We start from the raw sequence: 11,516 nt of genomic DNA on the forward strand, positions 1-11,516 counted from the left end.
GCAGCGCTTACTCCACCGTCACCGACTTCGCCAGGTTACGCGGCTGGTCAACGTCAGTGCCCTTGAGCACAGCAACGTAATACGACAGCAGCTGCAACGGGATGGTGTAGAGGATCGGCGACAGGGTGTCGTGGATGTGCGGCATGTTGATCACGTGGGTGCCTTCGCCATTGGTCATGCCAGCCTTTTCGTCGGCAAACACGATCAACTGACCGCCACGCGCGCGTACTTCCTGCAGGTTGGACTTGAGCTTCTCCAGCAGTTCGTTGTTCGGCGCCACGGTGACCACCGGCATGTCGTCATCCACCAGGGCCAAGGGGCCGTGTTTGAGCTCGCCGGCCGGGTAGGCTTCGGCGTGGATGTACGAGATTTCCTTGAGCTTGAGTGAGCCTTCCATCGCTACCGGGTATTGCGCGCCACGGCCGAGGAACAGGGTGTGGTTTTTGTCGGCGAACAGTTCGGCGACTTTTTCCACGGTGCTGTCCATGGCCAGGGCTTCGCCCAGACGGGCCGGCAGGCGGCGCAGTTCTTCAACCAATGTGGCTTCGACGCCTTCGGCGAGGGTGCCGCGCACCTGGCCCAGGGACAGGGTCAGCAGCAACAGGCCAACGAGTTGGGTGGTAAAGGCTTTGGTGGACGCCACGCCGATTTCGCGACCAGCCTGGGTCAACAGGGTCAGGTCGGACTCGCGCACCAGCGAGCTGATGCTGACGTTGCAGATTGCCAGGCTGCCAAGGAAGCCGAGTTCTTTGGCATTACGCAGCGCGGCCAGGGTGTCAGCCGTTTCGCCGGACTGGGAGATGGTCACGAACAGGGTGTCGGGCTGCACCACCACCTTGCGGTAGCGGAACTCGCTGGCGACTTCGACCTGGCACGGGATGCCGGCCAGTTCTTCGAGCCAATAACGGGCAACCATACCGGCGTGGTAGCTGGTGCCGCAGGCGACGATCTGCACATTGCGCACTTTGGCGAACAGCTCGGCGGCTTGTGGGCCGAAGGCGTTGACCAGCACTTGGTTCTGGCTCAGGCGGCCTTCCAGGGTGCGTTGCACCACAGACGGTTGCTCGTGGATTTCCTTGAGCATGAAGTGGCGGAATTCGCCTTTATCAGCGGCCTCGGCACCGTCGCGGTATTGCACAGCTTCGCGCTCGACCGGCACGCCGTTGACGTCCCAGATCTGCACACTTTCACGGCGAATATCGGCGATATCACCTTCTTCCAGGTACATGAAGCGGTCAGTCACTTGGCGCAGGGCCAGTTGGTCGGAGGCAAGGAAGTTTTCGCCCAGGCCCAGGCCAATCACCAACGGGCTGCCACTGCGCGCAGCCACCACGCGGTCGGGTTGGCTGGCGCAGACCACGGCCAGGCCATAGGCGCCGTGCAGTTCCTTGACGGTGGCTTTGAGCGCGACAGTCAGGTCGCCGAGGTCCTTGAGCTTGTGGTTGAGCAGATGGGCGATGACTTCGGTGTCGGTGTCCGAGGTGAACTCGTAGCCCAGGCCCTTGAGCTGTTCGCGCAGCACTTCGTGGTTTTCGATAATGCCGTTGTGCACCACGGCCAGGTCGCCGGAGAAATGCGGGTGAGCGTTACGTTCGCACGGTGCACCGTGGGTGGCCCAACGGGTGTGGGCGATGCCAAGACGACCCACCAGCGGCTCGCCGAGCAAAGCTTGTTCCAGCTCGCTGACTTTGCCTGGGCGGCGCATGCGCTCGAGCTTGCCGGCGTTGGTAAATACGGCTACGCCAGCGCTGTCATAGCCGCGGTATTCCAGACGTTTGAGGCCTTCAAGCAGGATGGCGGTGACGTTGCGTTCAGCGACTGCGCCTACAATTCCACACATGGTGTATCTCCTAGATGATTGCCGCGCATATCAGCGTAATGCCGCGGGCTTGGATCTGGTCGCGGGCCTCAAGCGGCAGGCGATCATCGGTAATAAGGGTATGGACGCTGCTCCAGGGCAGCTCCAGGTTGGGGATCTTGCGGCCGATCTTGTCGGATTCGACCATCACCACCACTTCACGGGCGACCTCGGCCATTACACGGCTCAGGCCCAGCAGTTCGTTGAAGGTGGTGGTGCCACGTTCCAGATCGATGCCGTCGGCGCCGATAAACAACTGATCAAAATCATAGGAACGCAGCACTTGTTCGGCGACCTGGCCCTGGAATGAATCCGAATGCGGGTCCCAGGTGCCGCCGGTCATCAATAACACCGGCTCATGTTCCAGCTCGCTCAGCGCGCGGGCCACGTGCAGGGAGTTGGTCATCACCACCAGGCCCGGCTGGTGGCCGAGCTCCGGGATCATGGCGGCGGTGGTGCTGCCGCTGTCGATGATGATGCGCGCGTGTTCACGCAAGCGCATGACGGCCGCACGGGCGATGGCGCGCTTGTAGGCCGAGATGGGTTGAGCGGCATCACCGACCAGCTCTTGGGGCATGGTGATCGCGCCACCGTAGCGGCGCAGCAGCAGACCATTGCTTTCGAGGGCGGCGAGGTCCTTGCGGATGGTCACTTCCGACGTTTCGAAACGTTTGGCCAATTCGTCCACGCTGACTTCGCCCTGTTCATTGAGCAGGGTCAGAATGTTGTGGCGTCGTTGGGGTGTATTTCGTTTCGACATAGTAGTGATAAGTTTCGTTTCGAAAGATAACGAAGGCAATCAAAACCTATTGGCGAAAGATCGTCAAGCGGCAAGCTGTAATTTTTACGCTGATTTTTGCTAACACCACTCAACCAATGTGGGAGCTGGCTTGCCTGCGATGGCGGAGTGTCAGGCAACATTCATCGTGAATGCCAGACCGCTATCGCAGGCAAGCCAGCTCCCACAGGAGATAGCATTAGCTGGTGAGGTTGTGGATAACTCAGGTCTTTTTGATTTTGACCGGGCGTTTCCAGCCGTCGATGTTGCGCTGGCGGGCGCGGGCAACAGCCAGTTGGGACTTATCCACATCCTGATTGATGGTCGAACCTGCCGCAGTGTTTGAACCATCCCCAATGGTGACCGGCGCAATCAGCGAGTTGTTGGAGCCGATAAATACATCCTCACCAATGGTGGTCTGGTACTTGTTGGCGCCATCGTAGTTGCAGGTGATCGCACCGGCGCCGATGTTGCTGCGCGCGCCGATCACCGCATCGCCGAGGTAGGCCAAGTGACCGGCCTTGGCGTCGTCGCCCATTTTCGCGTTCTTGAGTTCGACGAAATTGCCGACGTGCGCACGGGCACCCAGCACACTGCCCGGACGAAGGCGCGCAAACGGACCGGCATCACTGCCCTCGCCCATCACTGCACCTTCAAGATGGCTGTTGGCCTTGACCACCACACCTTTGCGCAAGGTGCTGTCCTTGATTACGCAGTTAGGGCCAATTACCACGTTATCTTCGATGATCACACGACCCTCGAGGATTACGTTGATGTCGATCAGCACGTCGCGGCCCACGGTGACTTCACCGCGCACGTCGAAACGCGCCGGATCACGCAGGGTTACGCCCTGGGCCATCAGGCGGCGACCTTCACGCAGTTGGTAGTGGCGCTCAAGCTCGGCAAGCTGCTTGCGGTCGTTGGCGCCCTGCACTTCCATCGGGTCATGGGGCTGCTCGGTGGCAACCAGCAGGCCGTCACTGACGGCCATCTCAATGACGTCGGTGAGGTAGTACTCGCCCTGGGCATTGTTGTTGGACAAGCGGCTCATCCAGTCAGCCAGCATGTTGGCCGGCACGGCGAGAATGCCGGTGTTGCCTTCGGTAATCGCACGCTGGGCTTCGCTGGCGTCTTTGTGTTCGACGATGGCAGCGACCTTGCCGCTGGCATCGCGCACGATACGGCCGTAGCCGGTTGGGTCATCCAGCTCAACGGTGAGCAGGCCCATCTGGCCAGGTACCACGTGCTTGAGCAGGCGTTGCAGGGTTTCGACTTCGATCAGCGGTACGTCGCCGTAGAGGATCAGTACGGTGTCGGCGCTGATGAACGGTACGGCCTGCGCAGTCGCGTGGCCGGTGCCCAGTTGTTTGTCCTGCAACACGAAATTCAAATCATCCGCCGCCAGGCGTTCACGCACCACGTCGGCACCATGGCCAATCACCACGTGAATACGCTGGGGGTCCAGCTGCCGGGCGCTGTGGATAACATGACCAAGCATGGAATTGCCCGCGACCGGGTGCAGCACCTTGGGCAGGGCTGAACGCATGCGGGTGCCCTGGCCTGCGGCGAGAATGACAATTTCAAGAGACATGAATGGCTACCAATCCTGGGCGGTCCGACTTCAGACCTGAGAAGTGTTTTGCTGAAAAAGAAAAAGGGTAGCCGAGGCTACCCTTTTTAATCAATCGCGCTTGAAGCATTGCGGCTGGGCCGCTTACTTCTTGCGGATCTGCTGGAGCGTGCGCAGCTGGGCTGCAGCCTCGGCCAGACGTACAGCAGCAGCGCTGTAGTCGAAGTCCGCACCCTTTTCGTTCAGGGCCTTCTCGGCAGCCTTGACGGCTTCCTGAGCGGAGGCTTCATCCAGGTCGCCAGCACGTTGCACGGTGTCGGCAAGTACCTTGACCATGTTCGGCTGAACCTCGAGGAAACCGCCGGAGATGTAAAACACCTCACGTTCCCCGCCTTGCTTGGTCAGAGTGATCGGACCTGGCTTCAAGCTGGTGATCAACGGTGCGTGACCCATGGCGATACCAAGATCACCCAGATCGCCGTGTGCAATCACCATTTCTACCAGACCGGAGAAGATTTCCCCTTCCGCGCTGACGATATCGCAATGGACTGTCATAGCCATCTGATTGCCTCAACCTGATGAGCGCCCGTTTCCGGGCGCCGAGATTACAGTTTCTTGGCTTTCTCGATCGCTTCTTCGATGCCGCCGACCATGTAGAACGCTTGTTCTGGCAGGTGGTCGTAGTCACCGTTGAGGATGCCTTTGAAGCCAGCAATGGTGTCTTTCAGGGAAACGTATTTACCCGAAGCACCGGTGAAGACTTCAGCCACGAAGAACGGCTGCGACAAGAAACGCTGGATCTTACGAGCACGGTTAACCAACTGCTTGTCGGCTTCCGACAGCTCGTCCATACCCAGGATCGCAATGATGTCCTTCAGTTCTTTGTAACGCTGCAGCACGTACTGAACGCCGCGAGCGGTGTCGTAGTGCTCCTGGCCGATCACGTTCGGGTCCAGCTGGCGCGAAGTCGAGTCGAGTGGATCGACCGCTGGGTAGATACCCAGGGAAGCGATGTCACGGGACAGAACGACGGTGGCGTCCAAGTGGGCGAAGGTGGTCGCAGGCGACGGGTCAGTCAAGTCATCCGCAGGTACGTATACCGCTTGGATCGAGGTGATCGAACCTTCTTTGGTCGAAGTGATACGTTCTTGCAGAACGCCCATCTCTTCGGCCAGGGTCGGCTGGTAACCTACTGCGGAAGGCATACGACCCAGCAGTGCGGATACTTCAGTACCGGCCAAGGTGTAACGGTAGATGTTGTCGACGAACAGCAGAACGTCGTTACCTTCGTCACGGAACTTCTCGGCCATGGTCAGGCCGGTCAGTGCTACGCGCAGACGGTTACCCGGCGGCTCGTTCATCTGACCGTAAACCAGTGCCACTTTGTCCAGAACGTTGGAGTCCTTCATCTCGTGGTAGAAGTCGTTACCCTCACGAGTACGCTCACCCACACCGGCGAACACGGAATAACCGCTGTGCTCGATGGCGATGTTACGGATCAGTTCCATCATGTTTACGGTTTTGCCTACACCGGCACCACCGAACAGACCGACTTTACCGCCTTTGGCGAACGGGCAAACCAGATCGATAACCTTGATACCGGTTTCGAGCAGATCGTTGCCGCCAGCTTGTTCGGCGAACGAAGGTGCTGGACGGTGAATGCCCCAGCGCTCTTCGGTGTCGATCGGGCCAGCTTCGTCAATCGGGTTGCCCAGTACGTCCATGATCCGGCCCAGGGTCGCTTTACCGACCGGTACGGAAATGGCAGCGCCAGTGTCGACAACGTCCAGACCGCGCTTCAAGCCTTCGGTGGAACCCATCGCAATGGTACGAACCACGCCGTCGCCCAGCTGCTGCTGAACTTCCAGGGTGGTTTCCGCGCCTTGTACTTTCAGCGCGTTGTAGATGCTCGGTACGCTGTCGCGTGGGAATTCCACGTCGATAACGGCGCCGATGATTTGAACGATACGTCCGCTACTCATAGCTGGATCCTCTGAATATTTGAACCGTTAAACCGCGGCAGCGCCGCCGACGATTTCCGAGATCTCTTGGGTGATCGCAGCCTGACGCGCCTTGTTGTAGATCAGCTGCAAATCGCTGATCAGATCACCGGCGTTATCGGTAGCGTTTTTCATCGCGATCATCCGCGCCGCTTGTTCAGCTGCGTTGTTCTCGACCACCGCCTGGTACACCTGCGACTCCACGTAGCGCACCATCAAGCCGTCAAGCAGCTCTTTGGCGTCTGGTTCGTAGAGGTAGTCCCAGTGGTGCTTGAGTTCCTGATCCGGAGTCGCCACCAGTGGAATCAATTGCTCCACGGTTGGCTGCTGGGTCATGGTGTTGATGAACTTGTTGGATACCACGGACAGGCGGTCAATCCGGCCTTCCAGGTACGCATCCAGCATCACCTTCACACTGCCGATCAAATCATTGATCGACGGCTCTTCACCCAGGTGGCTGATAGCTGCAACGACGTTACCGCCGAAGTTGCGGAAAAAGGCCGCACCCTTGCTACCAACTACACACAGATCGATCTCGACGCCCTTTTCGCGGTTTACCGCCATGTCCTTGACCAGGGCCTTGAACAGGTTGGTATTCAGACCACCGCACAAACCACGGTCACTGCTCACTACCACATAACCCACACGCTTAACTTCGCGGTCGATCATGAACGGGTGGCGGTATTCCGGGTTGGCGTTAGCCAAATGCCCAATTACCTGGCGGATACGCTCCGCATAAGGACGGCTAGCAGCCATGCGCATTTGTGCCTTGCGCATTTTGCTGACCGCCACTTTTTCCATGGCGCTGGTAATCTTTTGCGTGCTTTTGATGCTCGCAATCTTACTGCGAATCTCTTTTGCGCCTGCCATGTAACACCTATCAGGTTAGCAAGCGGGAGCCTTGCGGCTCCCGCTGCGGCTTACCAGGTTTGGGTGGCCTTGAACTTCTCGATACCGGCTTTCATGCCAGCGTCGATTTCGTCATTGAAGTCACCCTTCACGTTGATCTTGGCCAACAAGTCGGCGTGATCGCGGTTGAAGTAAGCAATCAGCGCTTGTTCAAAGCTGCCGACCTTGGTGATTTCGACGTCAGTCAGGAACCCACGCTCAGCGGCATACAGCGACAACGCCATGTCAGCGATCGACATTGGGGCGTATTGCTTCTGCTTCATCAGCTCGGTAACGCGCTGACCATGCTCAAGTTGCTTACGGGTCGCTTCGTCCAGGTCAGAAGCGAACTGGGCGAATGCCGCCAGTTCACGGTACTGAGCCAGAGCGGTACGGATACCACCGGAGAGCTTCTTGATGATCTTGGTCTGAGCGGCACCACCCACACGGGATACCGAAACACCGGCGTTCACAGCAGGACGGATCCCGGAGTTGAACATGGCCGATTCCAGGAAGATCTGACCGTCGGTGATGGAAATCACGTTGGTCGGAACGAACGCGGAAACGTCGCCAGCCTGGGTTTCGATGATCGGCAGTGCGGTCAGGGAACCGGTTTTGCCGGTCACTGCGCCGTTGGTGAACTTCTCTACGTATTCTTCCGAAACGCGGGATGCGCGCTCCAGCAGACGGGAGTGGAGATAGAACACGTCGCCTGGGTAAGCTTCACGGCCTGGTGGACGGCGCAGCAGCAGGGAAATCTGGCGGTAAGCCACTGCTTGCTTGGACAGATCGTCATAAACGATCAGCGCGTCTTCACCGCGGTCGCGGAAGAATTCACCCATGGTGCAACCGGAGTACGGTGCCAGGAATTGCAGCGCAGGAGATTCCGAAGCACTGGCAGCCACGATGATCGTGTTGGCCAGGGCGCCGTTTTCTTCCAGCTTGCGAACCACGTTGGCGATGGTCGATTGCTTCTGACCAATGGCTACGTAGACGCAGAAAATGCCGCTGTCTTTCTGGTTGATGATCGCGTCGATCGCCAGAGCGGTTTTACCGATCTGACGGTCACCGATGATCAGCTCACGCTGGCCACGGCCGACTGGGATCATGGCATCGACAGCCTTGTAGCCAGTCTGTACAGGCTGGTCTACCGACTTACGCCAGATCACGCCTGGAGCAACTTTCTCGACCGCGTCGGTCTCGGTGTTGCCCAGTGGACCTTTACCGTCAACAGGGTTACCCAGTGCGTCGACTACGCGACCCAGCAGTTCCTTACCAACCGGAACTTCCAGGATGCGGCCTGTGCACTTGGCGCTCATGCCTTCAGCCAGACTGGTGTACGCGCCCAATACAACGGCACCTACGGAGTCTTGCTCCAGGTTGAGGGCCATACCGTAGACGCCGCCCGGAAACTCGATCATCTCGCCGTACATGACGTCGGCCAGACCGTGAATCCGCACGATGCCGTCAGATACGCTGACGACAGTGCCTTCGTTACGGGCTTGGGAGGTCACATCGAGCTTGTCGATGCGGCCCTTGATAATTTCACTTATTTCGGAAGGATTGAGTTGCTGCATTGCTCTGCTGCCCCTTCAAACTCAAGATTTCAATGCTTCGGCAAGTTTCGCGATTTTGCCGCGAATCGAGCCATCGATAACCAGGTCGCCGGCACGGATAACAACACCACCAATCAGGGATGCGTCCTCCGAAGCTTGCAGGCGCACTTCCCGATTGAGTCGTGCACTGAGAACCTTGGCGAGTTTGTCTTGCTGTTCTTGGTTCAATGCAAAAGCACTGGTCACTTCAACGTCTACCGATTTCTCTTCTTCGGCCTTGTACAGGTCGAACAGAGCGGCGATCTCCGGCAAAAGCGGGAGACGGTCGTTTTCGGCAACGACGTGGATGAAGTTCTGTACCTTCACATCAAACTTGTCGCCGCACACTTCAATAAAAGTGGCGGCCTTGTCTGCGCTCGTCAGTCGCGGGGCCTTGAGCACGCGCTGCATGGTGTCGTCTTGCGACACTGCTGCAGCCAGGCCGAGCATGGCTGACCAAGAGGCCAGCTGCTGGTGGGCCTGGGCGTGCTCGAAGGCTGCCTTAGCGTAAGGTCGGGCCAACGTGGTCAATTCTGCCATGATCGCCCTCGCTTAGATTTCAGCAGCCAGTTTGTTAACCAGCTCCGCGTGCGCGTTTTGATCGATTGTGGCACCCAGGATCTTCTCAGCACCGCCGACGGCCAGAGCACCCAGTTGGGCACGCAGCGCATCTTTGACACTGTTCAATTCCTGCTCGATCTCGGCCTGAGCCTGAACCTTCACACGGTCAGCGTCGATACGGGCTTTTTCAACAGCCTCTTCAACAATCTGATTACCGCGTTTCTTGGCTTGCTCAATGATTTCAGCTGCCTGTGCCTTAGCATCGCGCAGTTGATGGCCCGCTTTCTCTTGGGCCAACTCCAGGTCGCGAGCTGCACGGGTGGCAGCGTCCAGTCCATCCGCGATCTTCTTCTGACGTTCGTGCAAAGCTGCGATGACCGGAGGCCATACGAACTTCATGCAGAAAACGACAAAAATCAAGAACGCTAAGGACTGACCAATAATGGTTGCATTAATGTTCACGCCAATACCTCGCTCGTTCGTTGCACAACACACCAATCACTCGAAAAAACGAGTGATTAACCGGCGAGTTGACCAACGAAGGGGTTCGCGAAGGTGAAGAACAGAGCGATACCAACACCGATCATGGTCACGGCGTCGAGCAGACCGGCAACGATGAACATTTTAACCTGCAGCATTGGGACCATTTCTGGCTGACGCGCTGCGCCTTCCAGGAACTTGCCGCCCAGCAGGCCGAAACCAATGGCAGTACCCAGGGCGCCCAGGCCGATCAACAGTGCAACAGCGATAGCGGTTAGACCAACTACAGTTTCCATCTTTCCTCCCGACTTTTACGTCGTATGGTTTAGGTTTTTTAGATTTTAAAGCGGTAAAACAAATCGTTTCATAGCCCTGGTGGGCCACCTTCCCGTTTCACCGGGAAGGACATCAGACTAGTCGAGACCGGTCTTAATGGTTCTCTTCGTGCGCCATCGACAGGTAGACGATGGTCAGCATCATGAAGATGAAGGCCTGCAGGGTGATGATCAGGATGTGGAACACAGCCCACGCCCACTGCAGAACAATGCCCAGGCCGCTAAGCCAGAGCAGACCACTGCCGAACATCACAGCGATCAGAATGAACACCAGCTCGCCGGCATACATGTTGCCGAACAGTCGCAGAGCCAGGGAGATAGGCTTGGCGATCAGGGTGACGAACTCCAGCAGGAAGTTCACCGGGATCAGCAGGGCTTGAACGAAAATGTTCTTGCTGCCGAACGGGTGCAGGGTCAGTTCGCCGATGAAGCCGCCGATGCCCTTGATCTTGATGCTGTAGAAAATGATCAACGCGAATACCGACAAGGCCATGCCCAGGGTAGCGTTAGGGTCAGTGGTCGATACGGCACGGAATGGAATATGCGGATCGCCGCTGATCGCCATGGCGAGCTGAGGAATCCAGTCAACCGGGATCAGGTCGACGGCGTTCATCAGGAACACCCAGACGAAGATGGTCAGTGCCAGCGGTGCAATCACCGGGCTACGGCCATGGAAGCTGTCTTTCACGCTGCCATCGACGAATTCGACCAATACTTCAACGAAGTTCTGCAAAGCACCTGGCTGACCGGAAGTCGCCTTTTTTGCCGCCATGCGGAAAATCAGGACGAAGATCAGACCCAATGCGACCGACCAGCCCAGAGTATCCAGGTGGAAAGCCCAGAAACCCATTTCTTTGGCTTCTGCTGCGGTGTGGGCGAAGCCCCAGCCGCCGTTGGGAAGCTGACCGAAGGTCAGGTTCTGCAAGTGGTGCTGGATATAGCCCGAAGCGGTTGTTTCTGCCATGGTTGCCTCAAACGCCCTAAGGTTTCGAAAGTCTTGTTTTCATTAGCAGGGGAGCGAACCAGCTGACCAGTTGGGTCAACACGAAGACGCCGAATACAGCCAGCGGCGCCAATGGCTTCACACCTGCAAAGGTCAGTGCAAACAGCACTGCCGTCAAAATCAGTTTCCCCGCCTCGCCGGCATAAAATGACCGGACGATAGCCTGGGCTGCTCGGGCGCCGGAAAACCGAAAGGCCCTGTGAGCAAAATACATATTGGGCAGCAAGGCTATCAGGCCTCCGCAGAGTCCTGAATATCCGGCTACGACTCCATGCCAGTACCAAAGCGCCAACGCGGCGATCAGTAGAATGACAAATTGAGCCAATAAAACCGGGAAAACGGCCAAGCGATGGAACGGCAACGTGTTTGGCGTGCGGGTTTCCATCACTTTTGCTCCTCAATGGTCGGCTGCCGAGAATCAATAACTTGGCATAATTTGTGCCGACAA

At 57.8% G+C, this 11,516-nt stretch carries 12 protein-coding genes; all 12 read right to left on the reverse strand.

The features are described from left to right. Positions 1 to 7 precede the first annotated feature (7 nt). The 12 genes from glmS to HBO41_RS23100 all read right to left on the reverse strand — a co-directional run bounded on the left by glmS (position 8) and on the right by HBO41_RS23100 (position 11,453). Complete coding sequence (gene glmS / locus HBO41_RS23045; RefSeq protein ID WP_099550204.1) at positions 8 to 1,840, reverse strand: glutamine--fructose-6-phosphate transaminase (isomerizing); 1,833 nt, start codon at positions 1,838 to 1,840, stop codon at positions 8 to 10. A 10-nt stretch (positions 1,841 to 1,850) separates the two neighbouring features. After that, positions 1,851 to 2,618 carry a DeoR/GlpR family DNA-binding transcription regulator gene (locus tag HBO41_RS23050; RefSeq protein WP_017135115.1) on the reverse strand — a complete coding sequence of 256 codons (768 nt, stop codon included), beginning with the start codon at positions 2,616 to 2,618 and terminating at the stop codon, positions 1,851 to 1,853. A 241-nt stretch (positions 2,619 to 2,859) separates the two neighbouring features. Then, positions 2,860 to 4,227, reverse strand: coding sequence for a bifunctional UDP-N-acetylglucosamine diphosphorylase/glucosamine-1-phosphate N-acetyltransferase GlmU (glmU, locus tag HBO41_RS23055; RefSeq protein WP_169987880.1), 1,368 nt, complete (start codon positions 4,225 to 4,227; stop codon positions 2,860 to 2,862). A gap of 123 nt (positions 4,228 to 4,350) precedes the next feature. Next, positions 4,351 to 4,767, reverse strand: coding sequence for a F0F1 ATP synthase subunit epsilon (locus HBO41_RS23060; protein WP_017135117.1), 417 nt, complete (start codon positions 4,765 to 4,767; stop codon positions 4,351 to 4,353). A 44-nt stretch (positions 4,768 to 4,811) separates the two neighbouring features. Continuing rightward, entirely contained in the window at positions 4,812 to 6,188 is a 1,377-nt protein-coding gene (gene atpD / locus HBO41_RS23065) for a F0F1 ATP synthase subunit beta (protein WP_017135118.1), read from the reverse strand. A gap of 27 nt (positions 6,189 to 6,215) precedes the next feature. Further along, the gene (gene atpG / locus HBO41_RS23070; protein ID WP_010207685.1) at positions 6,216 to 7,076 is read right to left on the reverse strand and encodes a F0F1 ATP synthase subunit gamma; all 861 of its coding nucleotides are present in this window, start codon (positions 7,074 to 7,076) and stop codon (positions 6,216 to 6,218) included. A gap of 50 nt (positions 7,077 to 7,126) precedes the next feature. Continuing rightward, positions 7,127 to 8,671, reverse strand: coding sequence for a F0F1 ATP synthase subunit alpha (gene atpA / locus HBO41_RS23075; protein WP_017135120.1), 1,545 nt, complete (start codon positions 8,669 to 8,671; stop codon positions 7,127 to 7,129). 21 nt (positions 8,672 to 8,692) lie between these two features. Continuing rightward, complete coding sequence (locus HBO41_RS23080) at positions 8,693 to 9,229, reverse strand: F0F1 ATP synthase subunit delta (protein ID WP_017135121.1); 537 nt, start codon at positions 9,227 to 9,229, stop codon at positions 8,693 to 8,695. A gap of 12 nt (positions 9,230 to 9,241) precedes the next feature. Then, complete coding sequence (locus HBO41_RS23085) at positions 9,242 to 9,712, reverse strand: F0F1 ATP synthase subunit B (protein ID WP_017135122.1); 471 nt, start codon at positions 9,710 to 9,712, stop codon at positions 9,242 to 9,244. 56 nt (positions 9,713 to 9,768) lie between these two features. Next, positions 9,769 to 10,026 carry a F0F1 ATP synthase subunit C gene (gene atpE, locus HBO41_RS23090; protein ID WP_002555987.1) on the reverse strand — a complete coding sequence of 86 codons (258 nt, stop codon included), beginning with the start codon at positions 10,024 to 10,026 and terminating at the stop codon, positions 9,769 to 9,771. Between the two features lie 133 nt (positions 10,027 to 10,159). Next, complete coding sequence (atpB, locus tag HBO41_RS23095) at positions 10,160 to 11,029, reverse strand: F0F1 ATP synthase subunit A (protein WP_017135123.1); 870 nt, start codon at positions 11,027 to 11,029, stop codon at positions 10,160 to 10,162. Positions 11,030 to 11,045: 16 nt separating this feature from the next. Continuing rightward, entirely contained in the window at positions 11,046 to 11,453 is a 408-nt protein-coding gene (locus tag HBO41_RS23100; protein WP_010565865.1) for a F0F1 ATP synthase subunit I, read from the reverse strand. Positions 11,454 to 11,516: the final 63 nt, after the last annotated feature.

This window comes from Pseudomonas sp. WS 5146 (assembly GCF_012985495.1).
GTDB lineage: Bacteria > Pseudomonadota > Gammaproteobacteria > Pseudomonadales > Pseudomonadaceae > Aquipseudomonas > Aquipseudomonas edaphica.